The organism is Devosia sp. 67-54 (genome assembly GCF_001899075.1).
Classification (GTDB): Bacteria; Pseudomonadota; Alphaproteobacteria; order Rhizobiales; family Devosiaceae; genus Devosia_A.
The window spans coordinates 88,257-108,216 of record NZ_MKVA01000009.1 but is presented as its reverse complement, the minus strand read 5'-3'; the positions used below and the strand labels follow the sequence as shown (position 1 = coordinate 108,216).

The 19,960-nt window shown below is 68.0% G+C and carries 1 protein-coding gene; it reads right to left on the bottom strand.

Going from position 1 to position 19,960, the window contains the following annotated elements; all coding sequences use genetic code 11:
* Window positions 1-17 precede the first annotated feature (17 nt).
* Window positions 18-19,955 (bottom strand): leukotoxin LktA family filamentous adhesin, encoded by a 19,938-nt coding sequence (locus BGO82_RS15730; RefSeq protein WP_291306564.1) that lies wholly within the window; start codon window positions 19,953-19,955, stop codon window positions 18-20.
* Between the last annotated feature and the right edge of the window lie 5 nt (window positions 19,956-19,960).

Here is a 19,960-nt window from a genome sequence, read left to right as displayed (position 1 = left end):
ACCCGCCTGCCGCATCGTCAATTCGCCTCGCTGAGCTGCACCGCCGGGCCATCGCCGACGACGCCGACGGGATAGACCACGCCATCTATCACAACACGGTGGCCCTTTTCGTCAAAGAAGAATTCGTGCTGCACCGGTTCGCCATCGGGTCCGACGGTGACAATCAGCAACACCTGCAGCGGATCGTTGTGGGTCATCAGCCGCACGGTATCGCGGACGAGGCTGGCGCCGTCGACCGGCAAACCGTTCAGCAGATTGGTGATCTGGGCGGTGGGGTCGTACCAGACGACGAAGGCGTTGGTGGTGGTGTGGTAGGTGTCGAGATCGAGCGAGAAGGCGTAGTCCGGCTGATACATCTGGGCATTGCTGCCCGGTGTCGGCCGAGGCGAGCGGTCGTCGACCCACAGCGTCTGGAATGGCGTCGTGAGACGCAGCGATCCGGGCACATAGGCGCTGAGGATGGCGACGCTCTTGGCGGTGGTTTCGATCTGGCTGTCGTAGAAGCGCAGGATCGGCATGATCAGGCCGGAGGGCGCGTCGACCACGAGGTTGGCCGAGGTGCCGATGCCACCATGGTAGCCGGTGATCGACAGTCGCAGCGGATCGGGTCCCGGCGGCACTTGAGTGATATGACCGCTGAGCTCGTTGACGCCCAGCGTCAGTTCCCGCTTCACCTGCAAGTCGCCGATGTTCAGCTTGCCCGCTGCCTCGATATAGACGTTGCCGCTGCCGGCCTTGAGATTGAGCGTCACGTCCGGCGCGAGCAGGTCGGCATAGATGTCGCCGGCGGCCGCATCGAGGGTGACGCTGGAGCTCAGGATGCGCAGCGCGTTGCCGACCGAGGTGATGGCGTTGGCGCCGCCGGCAGGATCGCTGGGACCGTCGGCCCATTTGTCGTCGGCCTCGGTCAGGTCGCCGATGCCGAGCGCGGCGGTGATGCGAACGCCGGCGCCGGCGCTCATCGCCTTGATGTCGTAAGCGCGGTCGGGGTCGGTCGCGGCGATGACATGGCCACCGGCGGTGATGTCGACGGCGTAAGGGTTAGTCGAACCGCTGGTGATGCCGGTGACGAGCGCGTCGCCATCGGTGTCGATCAGCACGCGGCCGATGTCAGCGGTGATTGCCGCGCCGTTGATCATCTTGAGCGAGCCGGCGTCGACAAGGACGTCGCCGGCGGTAGAATGCACGGTGCTCGTGCCGCTGATGATGAAGCGTCCGCCGGCGTTGAGGGTGACGCGGCCAGGCGCGTCGGCGCTGCCGTCGAGAATGCCTTCGAAGCCGGCGGTGAGGGTGATCGAGGCAGCCTGCGACGCGGCCGACTTTACCACGAACAGGCTGTTGGACGGACCGTAGAGATTGATCAGTCCGCCGGCGCTGGCGGTGATGCCGCCGCCCTGATTGTTGCCGACATTCAGCGCCCTGGCGGCCGACCCGATGGTGCCCTGGGCGTGCAGCCGCACGTTGGTGCCGAGGATGTTGATCAACTGGTCGCTGTTGGCGTTGAGCAGCGAGCTATCGGTGTCGAGGTTGACGTCCTGCGGCGAATATACCGTGTCGATGCGGGCATCGCCGGTGAAGTCGAGGTTGACGCCGCCCTGGGCGCGGGCGGTAAGCGTGGCGTTGGTGTTGAGGCCGAGTTGCAGTGGCGTGATGGCGGTGCCGATGCTGCCCTGCGCGGCCTCGAGCACGAGGTTGCCGGTCGCGAGGTGGCTGCTGAGGGCGTTGGCGATGTTGCCCAGCACCTTGATCCGCGTCTCGCCGGGCACGGTGATGTTGCCGAGCAATCCATCCTGGCGCGACGCCAGGTAGGCGTCGCCCTTGTCGAGCGTGGTGTCGGGCGCGTCGGCGACGGTGACGTTGAGGCTGCCGGTCGCATTGAAGTTCAGCGGGCGCTTGCTGAGCACGACGATGGTGATGTCGGACGTGGGCAAGGTGTGCGCCGCCGCAGCGTCGAGCGCGGCCTGCTGGTCGGGCGTCAGCGTGGTGTAGTCGGCGCCGAGCGGGATGTGCTGCGTGACGCCGTGATAGACGACATCGAGTTGCAGGTCGGACCGTTCGGCCGAGGCCAACGCCACCTTCTGGTCCAGCGTCAGCGCCGATGGGGCGATGTCGGCGGCGATACGGATGCCCGGCGTCGGCGTGCCGGCACCGATGGTCTCGCCGACGCTCGTCTGGGCCTCGAGCGTGACCTTGCGACCGGAGACGTTGGGGTCCTTGATCACTGGATTGGTGGCCGTCACCGTCTTTAGCGCGCCCGGCGTCAGCGAGAAGGCGAGCTCGCGATCGGTCCACACGGCGCCATCGGTCAGGCTGGTCTTTTCGGTATCGCTGGCGTGGTAGCGATAGCCCGGATCGTAGCTGGTGGTCAGCGCGCCGACCTCGGCATTGAGGTCATGGTAGAGTTCGGTCTGGCCGTCCACGAAATCGCCGAGCTTCTGCGTCACCGCGGCGGCGACCTGCGTGTCGGTGTAGCCCGGATTGGCGGCGCGCACCTGGGCGTCGAACTGCTGGCTGAGCGCGGTGTACTGCGCCGACGACGGATCGAGCGTGTACTGGAAGCTCGCATCGTAGGTGGTGCCGCCATCGGCCTGCAGGCGGCGGATCTGCCAGTACTGGTCGTAGGCCTGCGTCCTCGAATTCTCGTAGGCCTTGATGGTCGCCGCCTGCTTCAGGTCGTTGGCGTCGTTGGTGCTGTTCGGATCGTTGAGCAGGCCGAGCGTGTTCCAGTAGGACAGCAATTGCGCGTAGGTGCGCTGGTCGATCGTCTCGTTGGGGTTGTTGTCGAGGATCTGGCCGGTGGAGACGAGCCGGACATCGCCGCCCAGCGACAGCACCTGGTCGAGCAGCATGGTGCCGTCGGCGTTGCCGCTCCAGATGCTGGATTTGATGCCGATGTCGCCGCCGGCGGTGACCGAGAGGCCAAGGGTCGGGTTGGTGATCGCCGGGTTGCCGAAGGCCCGTGTGGTGTCGCCGTAGAGGAAGCCGGTGTTGACCAGCAATTGCTGGCCGTCGGCGGTCGAGCCGACCGAGCCGTTGAGCGCGGTGAGGGTAACGCGCGGCGCTTCGATACGGGCGTTCGCGTCGACGCCGCTGATCGACTTGCTGGTCGTGAGGTTGACCGCGGCGGTGCCTGTGGTGCGGGCGGCGGTGATCGTAGCCACCTTGAGGTCGCTGCGCGAGGTGATGTCGACATCGCCATTGGCGGCCTTGGCGGTCAGGGGGCCATCAAGGGTCACCGCGATCGCGGCTGCGGTCGGCGCGCTGGGGTCGGCCGTCCAGGTGACGCCGCCGACCGATCCGGCAGCTTCGAGGTCGGCGCTGCGCGCGACGATCTGGCCCGCAAGGTTGCCCTCGATGATCGACCCGGTGCCGGTGGTCTTGATGCTGACGGTGCCGTTGTTGGCGCTGACGCTGTTGGTGAGCACCACGTCGCTGGACGAATTGACGGTGATCGCGCCGGTATCGGAGCCGATGAAGTTGATGCCGATGGGGTTATCGGCCTTCAGCGAGTTGGTGGTGATGGTCGTATAGTGCTGCGTCAGCTTGTAATAATAGGTGTAGTCCGACGCGATGCAGGCGGTCCACCAGACGCAACTCGAGCTCGACCCGTTCGGCTCGAGATCGTTCAGCGTCAGGAAGCTGTGCGTCGAGGTTTCGAACGGCAGGATGCTCGAATCGGTGTTCGGGATCGACGACACCGACTGGTCAGCCGGCACGATGATGATGCCGGCCGTCGAGCCCGACCTGTAGACCGTGTCATTGCCGGTCCGTGTCATGTCGCCGGCCAGCGTCATATAGGTGCCGTCGTCGAGGCGGACATGCGCCGTCTGCGTCGGACCGCTGGTGGCGGTCAGGTTGGTGAATGAGTTGACCGTGAGATCGTCGCTGCCGAACAGCCGCGTGCCGCCGGTCTCGAAGTCGGTCGACGCCTCGTAATAGTCGCCGGTGGTCCACACATAGCGCTGGCCGGCGGTCGTGGCGTAGGACGTGTTTCGGTCGGTGCCGTCCCACACCTTGGCGACGAGCGTCGTGTCGAGCACATGGCCGGCGCCGTCGACGAAGTTGCCTGTCTGGCTGTCGATGAAGCCGCTCTGCGCCTGCTTCTTGACCTGCCCGGAGTTGGGGGTGAGCGGGTCGTAGTCGCGGGTATAGATCGTGTGGGTCGCCGACACGACCGGCGTTGCGGGGTTGCTGACGTTGACCCCGGTGATGTCCATGATGTCGATCACGCCGGCGGTGCCGCGCCCGCTGCCGGTGGGATCGTCGCCTGTCTTGAGCGTGGCGAGAACGACCGGGATGGCGCTGCTGTTGGCGATGTCGATGGTGCCGAAACCGTCCAGCACGTTCAGCTGCCCGCCGCTCGAGGCGGTATTCATGATCTGGCCGTAGAGCTGGATCGAGCCGCCATGCACGCTGGTGCCGTCGACCTCGTACTGGGCATGCCGTGCGTCGTACGAGACGCCGATATTGCTGGTCGGGCTGATCACGCTGTAGACGGCGCGCGCCGAGGTGTTGGCCGCGGCATAGGCGTCCGCCGTCGCCATGCTGAACTCGATGCGGCCGGTCACCTGGTCGGACAGGAAATCCTTGATGTTGACGGTGACCGTCTTGGTGGAATCGGCGGCGAGCTTCACCGCCACCACCGGATTGGGCAGGCTGCCGCCGGCATGTACGCCGGCAACATAGGCCGCGATCTTGTCCTTGAGGTCGGCGGTGTCGACGCCTTCCGGCGCCATGTTCAGGTAGATGTGCCGGCCCCCGGAATCGGTGCCGAGATCGATCAGCGGCGACGGCGTGCTGGTGGAGTCGGTCGCGGCCTGAACCGCGGTCTTGAAGGCATCGAGCTTGGCCTGCACGTCACCTGAGTTGAGCCCGATCGCGGCGGCGTCGGCGATGGAGAGGGTGAGCTTTTCGGTGCCGTCGAGATCGAGCGTCCAGTCGGCGATGCCGCTCTGGATGGTGCTGTTGATGTTGAGATACCGTGCGGCGATGGAGATTGCGCCGTTGGCGGTGATGCCCTTGCCGGCTTCCTGGGCGCGTGTCGGGTCGTTGAAGCTCGCCGGATCGCCGCCGATATGGTCGAAGCCGTTGACGTAGCTCGAAACGAAATCGCCGTTCTTGGCGAGGATGCTCACCGAGCCGGCATTGATGACGCCCTGCACATAGATGTTGCCGGCGGCGCTGGTGATGTTCACCGCGCCCGTCAGATTGTCGATCGCCTTGCCGGATTTGAGGATGATGTCGGGCGGCAGATGCGAGGCGTTGTAGCGCTGGTCGGTGCTGTGGGGATCGTAGTAGGTCGTCGAGTCCGGATTGTAGTTCGAGACGATGGTGACCTGCGGCCGGCTGGACGTTGCCCCGGTGACGACAGAGCCTGGGCCGAAATTGGCCCCCGAGCCGCTGGCATTGAGCGCGTTGATGTCGCCGCTGCTGGTGACCAGGGCGCCGTTGAACCGGACATTGCCGGCGTCGTAGTCCGGGATCAGCAGATTGCCGAGCGTCAGCGTGTTGGCGGTGTTGTTGGTGATGCTGATCGCCGCATCGCCGTAAGCCTTGAGCGCGCCGGTGGCGGCGCCATTCAACTGATCGGCGACGATGGAGATATTGCCCAGCCGCGCGGCCGTATCGGCGACGTCGATGGAGTAGGCGGTGGGCGAGCCGTTCGAGGTCGCCGCAGTCGCGGCGGCGGCGGTCTGCGTCGCGAGCGTGCTGGCAAGGGTGTTGAGGCCGGTCACTTGGGCCGACACCGAGCCGCTGCCCGATCCGGTCAGCGCCGTGATCTTGGTGCTCGAGGCGGTCAGCGCGCTCTGCAGGCTACTGTTGTAGTCGGCGATGCCGGGCTGGTGCCCATTGGCGGGGTCGCCCTGCGGGGTGACGCCGCTCACGGCGCTGCGCACCGCATCGAGCCCGGTCGTGCTGAGGCCGAGCTTGTTGTACAGCGTGGTGAGGTCCTGCGACACCAGCGCGGCGTTGGAGCTGGCCGCCGCGGACTGCGTGGCGATGGCGCTGTTGTTGTTGTTGATCGCGGTGATCTCGGCGGCAAGCTGGGTCTGCTTGTTGCCGATGCTGGTGGCGATCGTTGAGGCGGTGCCGTCGTTGCTGAGCAGCGCGTTGGCGAGGTCGGTCTCGAGGCTCTGGATCTGGGCGACGAGGCTGTCGATCTGGCCCTGATGATAGGCATTGCTCGTGGTGTCGTTGGGAGCGCCCGAGATGTAGGTCTGCACGGCGTTGGCGGCCGTCTGCCCGGCGCTGATCGCCGCCACCAGCGCATCGTAGGCGTTGTGGAACGTCGCGTCGTAATCGGGGTTGTCGTCGCCATTGCCCTTCTTGGCGTCGTAATATTTGCTGAAATTGGCGTTGGACGAGACACTGTCCTTGGCAGCATTGGCGCTGGCCACGAGGCCGTGCGTCGCATCGCTATAGGCGGAAACGAGGCTGGCGCTGAGGGTCACGCTGCCCGGATCGGCGACGCTGGTGCTCATCACGAGATTGGTGTTGGCGGTGCTGATCTGCGTCTGCGTGTCGGCGACGTTCGCCAGCGCAGCATCGCGCGGTGACGGGCCGGCATAGGTGCCCGCGACGAAATTACCGTTGCTGTCGAATGTGCCGAGTCCGAGCGCCACGAGCTTCTTTTGCAGGAAGGTGATTTCGGAGCGGTAGGCGCCGGCGGCGACGGGGTCGCTGCTGTACTGGCTCAGCAGCTTGTTGAGCTCGGCGACGCGCTGGACGATCTCAGTGCCGACCGTTTTGGGACCGCTGGTCGTGTATTTGATGTTGTACGCCGCGGTGGAGGCGAGGCAGGCCGCGGTCAGCGTATCGCAATTGGGCGCATAGTCGAAGGTGATGACCTTGTGGCGTTGCAGGCCGGTGTCGACGAGGCCATTGATCGTCACCACGGCCTGGCCGTCCTTGGTGACGGTGCCGCCATGATAGTCGAAGGTGACGTCGCCGCCGCCGAAGAGGTTGGAGACGGCGCTCGCGGCCTTGGCCAATTCCTCGCGATAGATGTCCTTGCCGGTGCCGACCGCGGTGGCATCGATGTTGCCGCGGTTGGCCCGCAGCATGATGTCGCCGGCCGCGTTGACGCCATAGGCGCCCGATGAATCCGGATAGGTCGCGGGATCGGCGCCGACGGTAACACCGGGGTTGGAGTGAACGGTGGAGCGAGCGTCCGGCGTGGTCGAGATCGGGATCGCCGTCTTGTTGTAGAGATCGACCGTGGTGGCGAGGCGCAGCGATTGCGGCGTGCCGTCGAGGCCGGTGCCGGCCGAAAGCGACACGGTGCCGCTGCTCGGCAGCGAGCCGTCGGTGGGATCGATGCCGTCGCTGGCCTCGAGCCTGACGTTCTGGCCGAGGGTGACGGTGTTGTTCCCGGTATAGGTGGCATAGGCGCGGCCGGACGGTGCGCCGGCGAGGCCATAGGTGGTGGCGGCGGCGCGGGCGCCGAGATCGGCATCGCCCCAGGCGGCGAGCGCCACATCGCCGATATCGACGATGATGCTGCCGGTGTCACCGACCGATACGGCGGCATTGGCCGTCGATGTGATCTCGCCGTAGGTCTCGGCCAGCGCGATGGCGCCGCCGGAATCGAGCTTCACCTTCTGGTGCGAGACGGTGTCGTTGTAGGCCTCGAGCGATAGCGAGGAAACGCCGGAGGTGGGCGCCACCAGGTGCACGTCGGCGTTCGTGCCGATGGCGGCGCTGGTGTTCTGGGTAAGCTCGACGGTGACGCTGCCGGCGGGCAGGTTCACCAGACCGCCGGAGCCTGAATCGACGTTCCAGCCGCCATTATCCGGATTGAAGCTCGTGGAGCCAGTCGGCTCGTTGATGAAGTAATTGTGGATGAGATTGTGCGCCGCGACGGCGAGGTTCGTCGCGAGCAGCCAAGTGTTGTCGCCCAGATGCGCGTCGACCGTGGCCGTCACCGCGTGCTCGATGCTGGCGCCGCTGGCGCCGACCAGCGAGGCCTGCGTGCTGTCGACGCTGCCGCCGAAATTGGCGGTGTGGGTGGCGGCCACATCGACCGTGCCGCCGAGCGCCGAGATCAGGTATTTGGCCGCGCTCGAGCTGGTGTTGGCGGCGGCACGGGTGGTGCTGACGGAATTGGTGGAGGCGTCGGCAGCGGCGCCGGCGATCAGGCCGCCGCTGCCGGACACGGCGTCGGCGACGTTGGTATCGGTGCCGGTTGCGTGCAGGTCGACGTTGCCGCCGGTGACGCCCGTCATGTCGGAGAAGAGCGCGGTGGTGACGATGGTGGAGTCGGCCTGGGCAACGTTGGCACCGGCCGCCAGCAGCCCTCCGGCGAAGCCGCTGGCGCTGGCGTGCTGCGAGGTGGCGGTGGTCGCGGTGACGGCAACGAGGCCGCTCGCGGTGAGGGTGCTGTTTTCGGCCAGGGTCTTGGCCGAGGAGCTATTGGTTGCCTTGGACTCGGTGGCGGTGAGGCCCACCATGGCGCCTGACGAACCGGTGGCGCTGGCATCGACCGCCGGAGTGGTGGTGTCGGGCGTAACCGCGGCGGCGATACTGATGCTGCCGGCGTCGATCAGGCTGTGGCCGCCGACGGTGGTCGCGACCTGCTCGGCGACGTTGGCATGGGCGAAGGAGCCGCCGGCCGCAACGATGCCGGCCAGTGCGAAGCCGGTGGCGTCGGCGGAGGCGCGGCCGGCGGCGCTACCGGCAATCGAGACCGCGCCGCTGGCATAGATGGTGGCGCCGTCGGCGAGCGCCGACACGAGGGTGGTGGTGTTGGCTTCGGCGTCGGAGCCCTGCGCCGCGAGGCCGAGGCCGCCCGAGGCCGCGAGAGCCGAGGTCTTGGCACTGTTCCGGCTCGAGGCGCTGACCGTGACGCTGCCGGCACGGCTGCCGCTGGTGCCGATGCTCGCATTGTGCAGGGACGCGGTCACTGAGCCGCCGAGATTGACGGCTGCCGCCGACACACCCACCGCGACGCCGCCGAACGAGGCGCCATCGGCCTTCGTGTTGGCAGTGCGCTGGTCGGTGGCGAGCACGACGACCGCGCCGGAGGTGGCGATGGTCATGCCATCGATGCTGGCGGTGGTCGTGGCGTTGTCGATGAGGATGGCGATCGAGGCTTCAGCGCCGAGGGCGCCGAACGCCGCCGCAAGGCTGTGAGTGTCGAGCGTGTGGGTGGTGGTCGCGGTGACGGCGAGCGATCCGGCGCCGAGCGTGGAACTGCCCGTCACCTGCGCGGTGTTGGTGGTATCGACCACCACCACGCCGACGCCGGCGCCGAGGCCACCAAGGCCGACGCCGACCGCGCCGGTGGTGGCATCGGTGCCAAGCGTATCGAGCGAGGCGACCGTCACCGCGCCGCCGGCAGTGACCGCGGCGTTGCCGATGCTGGCCGAGGTGCCGGCCGGCGTGCTCGCCTGCGTGTTGAGGCTGGCGACATTGACGCCGGCGCGCGCCGCCGCCATGCGGGTGCCGATATCGTTGATCCGCGTATCGTCCGAGGAGGCGAGCAGGTCGTTGACGGTGCTGTTGCCGAGCTGGCCCTGCGCATAGTCGCCGGGGTTGCTGCCGCCCGATTGCAGCTCGGCATTGCCCTTGCTGTTGGGGTCGATGCCGTCGCCGATGGAATAAACCGAGACGCCGGCGGCGATGCCGACGATGCCGCCCGCTGCGCTGACCACGGTGGAATCGACATCGGTCTGCTGCAGGCCGGCAACTTCGACGCGGTCCTTGCCGTTGACAGTCGCACCGTTGGCGATCGAGGCGGCTGTGGTGTTGCGCAGCACGCCGACGTCGACGGCGCCGGCAAGCCCCACCGCACCAATGGCGAGGCCGCCGTCGATGGCAGCAACGCTGGTGCTGTCGCGCGCCACCACAACCACGTCCTGGGCGCTGTTGGCACCGGTATTGTCGCCGTTGATGGTGGCGTCGCCGATCGCTGCAGTGGTGGTGATATCGAGTAGTTGCACCGACACGGCGCCGGCGATGCCGGCGAACAAGCCGCCGGCGCCCGCGATAGAGAGGGTGAAGACGCTTTCGTTGGAATTGGCGGTGACGATGACGCCCTGCGCCGCCTGCGTGGCGCTGAAATCGGCGCCCGACCAAGGGGTGAGTGCGCTGCCGCCGCCGAGGGCCGTGACCGAGGCGGTATCGGCGATGGTCGCATTTGTGTTCTTGGTGAGCAGCGACAGGCCAAGGCTGCCGCCGACGCCGCCGCCGGTGGCGCCGATGGCCAGGGAGCCGACCACCATGCCTGTCCGCGTCACGTCGTCGGCCGCCACCACGACATTGCCGCCGGCGGTGACGGTCGCGCCATTGCCGATGCCGGCGTGAGTGTGGCTGTTCAGCGCGAAAGCGGTGACGCCGCCAGAGACGCCGACCGTGACGCCGGCTCCGGCCGCTGCCGCCGCGCCCACGATGTCCTCGTGGCCGGAGGCCGATACGATGACGTCACGCTTGGCGTTGACGGTCGAGCTATTGCCGATCGAGGCGGTGATGGTGGGGCTGAGGATCGCGGTCTCGAGACCGCCGCCGATGCCGACCGTGCCACCCCCGACAGAGCCGGAGAGGCCGGCGCGGTAAACATCACCGGCCGCTGCGACGATCACCGACTGGTTCGCGTTGGGCGAGGTGTCGTTGTCGACGTTGATCTTGGTGTTGGCGCCGATGCTGGCGGCGATGTCGGTGTCGATGACCGGCACGTTGGCCGAGATCGAGATGCCGGCGGTGCCGCTGACGCCGGCGCCGATGGCCAGCGAGCGCACGGAGGTGTCGCCGCTGGCGTTGACGACGACGCCGTAGCCGCTGGCGGTGATCGGCGTGGCGCTACGAGTCAGGGCCAGAAGGCGCAGGCCCTGGCGCTGCGCGTCGTCGGCGCTCAGCACCTCGCCATCGGCGCCGGTGGTTGCATAGGCGTAGTCGGTGGGCGTGGGCGCCGCGTAGTCGCCGGAGCCGCTGCCGAGGGACGGCGCGTAGCCGGTGACGTAGTCGACCGCCGTGCCGTTGCCCAGCGCCGTGACGCTGGCGTTGTCGTCGATCAGCGCGTGCGTGGTGGTGGTGACCAGTGCCACCGAGGCGGCGGCGCCGACCGCGGCTGTGCCGCTGATGCCGGCGGCGCCGGAAATGAAGTCGATAGCGACATCGTCGCCGGCGAGCACGGCGGCATTACCGTTGGACCAGACCGCGGCGTCGCCGATCTCGGCCGTCGTGACGTCGGTGACGGAATACACCGAGACCGCACCGGCGAGGCCTGCCGTGCCGCCTATGCCGACGCCCACGGCCGTCGTAAGAGCGCTCTCGCTGCTGCTCGCAACGACGCTTACATCGCCGGCAAAGATCGCGGCATCGTCGCCGATGCGGGCTGACGTCGTCTTGCCGACGACACCAACAGCGACGCCGGCTCCGGCGCCTGCCGTGCCGCCGCCAGCAAGGGCGCCGGCGATGGTGGTGAGGTCGGTGTCGTCGCTGGCCTCGAGGCCGAGCGAGGCCGGGCGGATGGTCGTGCTCTGGCCGATCTTTGCATATTTGCCGACCAGCGCTTCGGTGGTGGTGTCGAGCACGTAGACTGCGGCACCGGCTCCGACGGCCACCTCGCCGGCCGCAGCGCCGGCCGCGGTGAGGGTGGTGCCGGTCTCCGTAGCGTCGGCAGAAATCGCGACGGCGCCGCCGGCATCGATGACCACCGCATCACCGGTGCCCGTGCCATCGGCGAGAGCCGCGCGCGTGACGTTGTCGACGGTGATCACCGACGCCGCTGCGCCAATACCGTTCGAGCCGCCCCCCGCCGCACCGCCGGCAATGCTGAAGGTGTCGAAGTCGTTCCTGGCGCCGAGCGTGACACTACCGGCGGAGGTTACGCTGGAGTTGAGTGCCAGCAGCGCCTGGACGCTGTTGGCGGAGGTGATGACGGTGGCGACGCCCGCCACCGCGTTACTGTCGGCAGCGGCGGCGGAGACGCCGATGGCGAGAATGTCCTGCGTCGCATGCGCCGCATCGCTGAAGCTGGCCGAGCTCTGGACCTCCGCATTCTGCGCGAGCAGGGCTGTGGTGGTGCCGGTGCTGTCGATCGCCGAACTCGAGACGCCGACGCCGACGCTGCTGCCCAGCGCGATGCCGCCCGACAGCGCCCTGGCGACGAGATCGTTGCCAGCCTCGATGGCGACTGCGCCACTCGAGTTTACGGTTGTGGCCGTAGTGACAGGCGTCGTGGCCAGGCTCTTGCCGATCGAGGCGCTGACGTCGTCGGAAAACACCATGACGGCGAAGGAGCCCTGCACCGCCACGCCGCTGCCCGCCGCCGCGCCCCCCATGGCCTCGGCATAATAATTGCCCTGGCCGAGCAGGCTGCCGTGCTGCGCCGCGTCCTTGGCCTGGTCGACCAGCGTATCGGGATGGGTGAAATCGAGCGAGAAGCCGGTGCCGGTGAACTTGTGATCGAGCGCTTTGACGGACACGCTCGCACCGCCGATGGTGTCGCCGGCGCCGATGGCGGCCGTCAGGCTGTGGTCGGCATAGACCGTGGCGACCGAAGCGCCGATGCCGACATTGCCGCCCGAATACGAGCCGGCCAGCGCCTTGGCCGAAAGCTTGCTGGTGTTGTCGGCCAGCACATTGACGGCGCCGCTGCTGCTGACCGTGACATTGTCGCCGATGGCGGCGGTGGATGACGAGGTGGAGATGCCGACCGCCAGCGCACCGGCGACGCTGACTTTGGAGGCCGAGGCGCCGGCGATGGCCAGCGCCGTCAGCTTGTCGGCGAAATCTGGATCGGTGTTTTCGGCCGTCGTCGTCTTGACCTCGACGCTGCCCGACTGGGTGATCCGGGCGTTGTCGGCAATCGTGGCGCTGGTGGTGTTGTTGATGATGCCGAGCCCGACGCCGATGCCGACGCCGACCTTGCTCGACGAGTTGACCGCCAGTCCGCTGCCCGAGGCCGCCATGCCGGTATTGTTGCTGGCATCGACCTTGAGGTCGCCTGTGACGTGCACGGTCACCGCATCGAGCCGGGCGCTGACCACGTCCTGCGCCGCCGCGACACCCACGGCGGCCGCCACCGTCACCTTGCCGCCGCCGCTGGCGCCCTGCTGTGAGCCCTTGGTCTTGTCGAGCGCGTCGGCGCTCGTCGCTTTGCCGCCCGACTGCGTGGTGGTGGTGTCTTCCTTGCCGCCCTTGGCGGTGGCCGTGGCGTCGGCGGTATAGCCGTGATCGGCTTCGGCGGAGATGTCGAGCGAGGCCGCGGTGACGTCGCGCGCCAGCTCGGCCGAGGTGACCGAGGTGTTCCACAGCGCGCCGACCTGCGTGCCGCCGCCCATGATGATCGCCGCGGCGGCGCCGACCCCCACGCTCGCGGCCTTGGTGTCGCCCTTGGCCGAGGCCTCCTGGTCGCCGCTGCTGGTCGCCTCGATGGTAACGGCGCCGGCGGTGTCGATCGCCGCGCCGCTGCCGATGCGCGCCGTGGTCGTCTGGTCGAGCGTGGCCAGCGCCACCACCGCGTCGACAGCGACGCCGCCACCGGCGCCGGCTTCAGCTTCGGTGGTGGTGTTGAGCACGCTGTTGGCGCTGACGGCGAGTCCGCCGCCATGGCTGTAGGTGACGCCGTTGGGAAGCTCGGCAGTGACGCTGTCGGTGATGAGGTTGAGCGCGACCGAGGCGCCGATGCCCACCTTGCCGCCATTGGCGCCGTTGCCGGAAGGAGCCGCCGTGGCTTTGGCGGTGATGCGCTGATCGGCGCTGATGCTGGAGGCGCCGGAGTGCGCGTCGATATCGCCGAGGATGTGCGCGGTAGTGGTGGCGTTGATGAGGTTGAGCGCCAGCGAGCCGGCGACGCCGACTTTCGAGCCGCCGGCGCCGGAGGTGGCGGTAGTCTCGTAGTCATCGACATCGGGGGCCAAGGGGTCACCGAACTGCCGGGCGGTGATCTCGACGCCATCGGCGCTGTGGCTGCCGTTGCCGAGGCTCGCGATATTGGTCTTGCTGACGACGTTGATGGCAACGCCGACGCCGATGCCGACCTGTGCGCCGGACGAGCTGCCGTTCTCGCCGACCGCGCTGCCGTCGGCGCTGGTATTGGCGCCGGTGGTGTTGCCGCTTTCGATGGTGAGCTTGCCGCCGGCGGTGATCACCACTGCGTCGGGCACCACGGCGGTGACGCTCGATTTTTGCACATCGACCGAGACGGCGGCGGCGACCGCCACCTTGCCCTCGGAGGTCTTGGCCGAACGGCTGCTTTTGTCGCCGACGGCGGTGCCGGTTTCGCCCTTCTGCGTGCTGTCGCCGACCTTGGAGTCGGTCTGCTTGGTCTGAGCGGTGTCGAGCTGGTCGTTGACCTTGGTGTCGACATCCTTGTCGCCGGCCTGCGCCTCGCCATTGTCGTCGGCTGCCTTGGCGCCGCTGGCTCCGGCCTTGGCCTCGAGCGTGCCCTCGGACTTGCCCATGGCCGTAAAGGTGACGGCACCCGAGCCGGTGGTGGTGATCGAGCGCGAGGTCGTGGCAACCACGTCGTCGTTGACCAGCGCCAGCGCCAGGGCCACGCCGATCGCCGCAGTGCCGCCCTTGGCGTCGGCCCAGGCCTTGGTCGTGGTGGTCGCTTCCTGCGTGGCGCTGATGTCGACCGAGCCGGCGGTCAGCAGACCGCCGGTGCCAAGCTGCGCCGTGGTGCTGTTGCTGACGAGGTTGAGGCCGAGGGCAGGGGTGAGCGACACTCCGCCGGCCGACCCGGCGGTGGCGTCGGCAGTGGCCGCGAAGGTGCCGCTGGCCGAGAGGGTCAGCGCGCCGACGCCCGACAGCACCACATCGTTTTCGAGCTCGGCAATGGCGCGGTTGGCCAGCACGTTGACGGCGGCGGAGACGCCGATGCCCGCCTTGTCGCCGGTGGCGCCGCCTTCGTCGGTGGGCGCCGCGGTGGCAGTGACGCCGCCGCTGCCCTCGGCACTCAAGCTGACGGCACCAGTGCCGGTGATGGTGACATTTGCACCGCCGGCGATGCGGGCAGAGCTTTCGGTATCGATGAGGTTCAACGCCAGCGACCCGGCGATACCCACCTTGGAGGCGCCGGCGCCGGACTTGGCCGTGGTCGAGAAATCGTCGTCGCGGGTCGCAACGACGCTGGGTGTGGCGAGCTGCTTGGCGACGTCGGTCTTCAGCGCCTCGATGGTAAGCCCACCGAGCGAGTGGGTGTTGTCGCCGAGGCGGGCAACGTTGCTGGCGGCGACCTTGTTGACCGCAACGGCGGCGCCGATGCCGACCTGCGACGCCTGCGCCCCCTCCTTGCCCACCGCCGAGCCATCGGCGCTGACGCTGCCGTCGGTGTTGGCGGCGGTGCCGAGGGTCAGCGTGCCACCGGCAGTGACGGCGACGGTGTCGGGGATCGTGGCGCTGACGGTCGCGGTCTGCACATTGACGCCGACCGCCGCAGCAACGCTCACCTTGCCTTCGCTGGTCGAGGCCGAGCGGCCGTCCTTGTCGTTGACGTCCGAGGCGGTCTTGCTCTTTTGCGCGCTGTCGCCGACCTTGGAATCGGTCTGCTTGCTCTGGGCGGTGCCGAGCTGGTCGTCGACCTTGCCGTCGACGTCCTTGTCACCAGCCTGGTTGGAGCCGTCGTCCTTGGCCGCCTCGCCGCCGCTGGCGCTGGCCGTGGCCTCGATCTCGGACGACGAGGCGCCCATGGCGGTGAAGCTGACGGCGTTGTCGATGTCGAGATCGCGGCTGGTGGTGGCGACCACGTCGTCGTTGACGAGCGCCAGCGCGAGGGCGACGCCGACGGCGGCTTTGCTACCGGCGGCCTCGCCCGAGGCCTTGGTTATGGTCGAGGCGAGCTGGGTCGCCGAAACATCGAGCGAGCCCGCGTGGAACGTCGTCCCCTCACCGAGCTGCGCGGTGGTGCTGTTGCTGACGAGGTTGAGGCCGAGTGCCGGGGTCACCGAGATGCCGCCGGCCGAGCCGGCCTTGGCGTCGGCCTTGGTGGTGAAGTCGCCGGAGGCGTGCAGCGTCACCGCATCGGCCCCGGTCAGGTCGCTGTCCTTGGCAAGCTCCGCCGTCGAGCGGTTGGCGACGATGTTGATGGCGGCCGACACGCCGACGCCGACGGAATCGCCGCTGGCGCCACCGTTTTCCGTCGGCGCCGCCGTCGCCGTGACCATGCCCGCGCCCGCGGCGCTGAGATTGACCGCCTTGCTTCCGGTGATGGTGACGGTCGAGCCGTCGGCGATGCGGGCCGTGCTCTCGCTGTCGATGAGGTTCAGCGCCAGCGACCCGGCGATGCCGACCTTGGACGCGCCGGCCCCGGAGGTGGCCGAGGCGAGGATGGCGTCGGTGTGCATGGCGGTGCTGGTCGGATTCGCGAGCTTTGCCGCGATATCGGTCTTTGTCGCCTCGATCCTGAGTCCGCCCAGCGTATGCGCGGCGGCCCCGAGCTGGGCGATGTTGCTGGCGGCGATCTTGTTGACGGCGACACCGACGCCGATGCCCACCTTGGACTGCGCCGCGCCGTCCTCGCCGACCGCGGAGCCATTGGCGGTGACACTGCCGTCGGTGTTGGCCGCGGTGCCCAGCGTCAGCGTGCCCCCGGCGGTGATCACCCGGGTATCGGGCACCGTGGCGCTGACGCTGGCGGTCTGCACATTGACGCCGACCGCCGCGGCGACGCTGACCTTGCCCTCGCTGGTCGAGGCGGAGCGGCCGTCCTTGTCGCCAACGTCGGAGGCGGTCTTGTCCTTCTGCGTGCTGTCGCCGACGCCGCCTTTGGTCTGCTTGCCTTCGGCGTCGGTGAACTGCGCGTCGACCTTGCCGTCGACGTCCTGGTCGTCGGCGGGCGCCGAGCCGTCGTCCTTGGATTCTTCGCCGCCGGTGGCGCTGGCTTCGGCCTCGAGGCTCGAGAACGAGGCGCCCATGGCGAGGAAGTCGACATTGCCGGTGCCCGTCGTGGTGATCGACCGGTTGGTGGTGGCGACCACCTGATCGTTGACGATGGCGAGCGCCAGCGCGGCGCCGATGGCGGCCTTGCTGCCAACCGCCTTGCCCGACGCCTTGGTGGTGGTGTCGGCCTGCTGGATGGCCGACAGGTCGACCTTGCCAGTGGCGACGAGCGTGCCGCCCGTGCCGAGTTGCGCCGTGGTGCTGTTGTTGATCAGGCTGAGACCCAGCGCCGGGGTCAGCGAGATGCCGCCTTCGGCGCCGGCCTCGGCTTCCGCTTCGGCGGTGAACTCACCCTCGGCCGAGAGCGTCACGTTGCGCGCGCCGGTGAGCGTCGCGTCTTTGGCGAGCTCCGCAGTGGAGCGGTTGGCGACGATGTTGAGCGCGGCGGAGGCGCCGATGCCGGCCTTGTCGCCGCTGGCGGGCGCGCTGGGCGTGGCCTTGGCGCTGGTCTCGGTGATGTCGGCGGCTTCGATCGATGCGTCGGCCGCAGCGCCAGACAGCGTCACGGCGCCGTTGCCGCCGATGCCGGCGACGCTTTCGGTGTCCACCAGATTGGTCGCGAGCGAGCCGGCGACGCCGACATTGCTGGCGCCGGCACCCGACGTCGCAGTGGCGGTGAAGCTGTTCTTGCCGTCGGGCGCGAGCATGCCGGCGGTGATGTCGAGCGCACCTGCGTGCAGCGGGCCATCGACGATGGCGTCGTTGCTCACATGGGCGAGGTTGAACGCCACGGCAACGCCGACGCCGGTCTTGGAGTCGACCGCCGAGCCATCGGCGGTAGTCTCGGCACTGTTGCTGGTCTTGGCGGCCAGCGAGACGTCGCCCGTCGCGGTCACGCTGCTGGTCGAGTCGATCTTCGCCAGTGTTGTCGAGGTCAGGTCGGTGATGGCAAAGCCACCGACGGCCGAGACGCTGCCCTCCGATGTCGTGGTGCCGGGCTTGTAACGGTCGTCGTCGAGGATGGACTTGGCAAGATCGCCTTGCTGCGGCGCGCCACCGCCGCCCTCGGACGCTGCCGCGGTGACCGTGGCGGCGGTCGTCGTCGTCGCGTTGACCACGAGACTGTCGGTAGAAACGCTGGCATTACCTCCGACTTCCGCCGTGGTCGTAGCGTCAATGACACCAACTGCGACGCTGATCCCGAGAGCTGCCGTTGCCGGCGTGGCGTTGGCGATCAGTGTAATGTCGTTCTTGGTGTCAAGTTCGAGCGCATGCGCGACGTTGAAACTGGCGTCGCCTGCGATGCCGACGGTCGCATTGCTGTCGACGGTCGAGACGGCAACGGCGCCATCGACAGGCGTTCCGGGCGGCGCTAGCGACATCGTCTGAATCTCGGAGACGACGGTAGCCAGGGCGCTGAGATTGGCGCTGTCGGCGGTGATCTGTGCGTTGCCGCTCACGTTGACGGCCGCGTTGAGGTTGGTCACCACGACGCCGACCGGCAGGAAGCCGATGCTGCTTTCAATCGAGGCTGTGGCAGTTGCTGTAAAGGCTCCGGTCGCGTCGATAGTGCCGCCATTGACGCCAATAGTTGCCTCGGCGTCAGGAACGTCGACCAGCGCAAGGCCGGAGCCTATCTCAGACGTGGCGGCGAAGGTGACGTTCTTGCCTGAGATCGTAGGACCAGTCCCGCCAACCGAACCGATGGTGATGCCAGACACCGCCGTGGGCGAGAGCGCCGTGCCCGTTGCCGAGGCAATGAGGAAGATGTCCCCCGCGGCATGGATGCCGGTTGCCTGAGCATCGAGGGTAGCGTTGTCCGCGATCGTGATCAGCCGCGACTCGAGCCGGATCGTGCCTGCATCACCGGTAGCGCTCGTCGTGTCGATCTTGCCGCCTGAGCTGACAGTAATCGAGTTGTCAGCTTGCAAAAGCACGTTGGCGCCGTGCGTGACGATGTTGGGTGCGCTCGAATAGTCGCCCGATGCATCTGAGTCCGTGAGGGTACCGCCGATATAGAGATCCCACGGATCGAACAGCAGCGTGCCGGCGGCGCCGCGATCGGAACCGAGGCTAACGTCGATAGAGCCGATCTGCGCCAGCTTGCCGCTGAGCTCGACGAAGCCGCCCATGCCACTGCCGGCGCCGCGGGCGCTGAACAGGGCGCCATCTTCGACCAGCAGCTTGTCGGCGGCGACGACATCGATGGTGCCGCCGCCGCCTTCGACCTCGCCGTCGGCGGTGAGCCGGGCCATGCCGTCGATAGTGATGTTGCCGGCATTGACGGCAATCTTGCCACCCTGGCCGCCGGTCTTGGGGGCGCTGGTCTTGATGGTGCCGCCGAGGCGCGCCTGATCGGTCGCAACGATGCGGATCTCGCCGCCTTGCGACACCAGCCTGCCGCCTTCGCTGACGCCGCCGGTGTTGACGGTCGACTTGAAGATCGCAACGTGATTGGGCGCATCGTCGATGCTGATGTGGCCGCCGGTGACGTCGACGTCATGGCCCTGCAGGGTGATGTTGCCCTTGGCGTTGATGGTGCCGGCGATCGAGATCGAGCCGTCGGGCGAAATCGGGATCGCCCCCTGCATCAGTTGGTCGGCCGCGGCATCGTTGACGGTGCCATCGGGAAGAACGACATTCTCGAGAAATTGCGAGGTCGGGGTATTGACGGTCAGCGAGCCGACATTGACCACGCCATTGGACCCGACCACGAAGCCGTGCGAGTCCGAGAAGTAGATGTTTCCGCCGATCTGGCCGCCCTTGTAGCCATTGAGGATGCCGTCGATGACGACCGGGCCGTTGTGGACGATGTTGAGCAGATTGCCGGCGCCGTCGGGAACGTAGAGGTCGACCTGCGTGCCTGCGGCCTGCTGGAAGTCGGAGAAGGAATTGAAGCCGGTGCCGCGCGACACGGTGTCGGTGGTGATCGAGGTCTTGGCGCCCTGCACCGTGACGTGGGTCTGCGTGCGGCCATCGGCGACGATGTTGTTGCCGCCGCCCAGATTGACGGCCTGCGCATGGGCAGGGGAGGCGCCCGCCATCGCTGCCACGAGGCCGAGAACCACCGGGCTCGAGGCGAGCAGCAGGGTCGCGCGCGACGGCGCCCGCTCACGCGGTTGTCTGGGCAATGCCG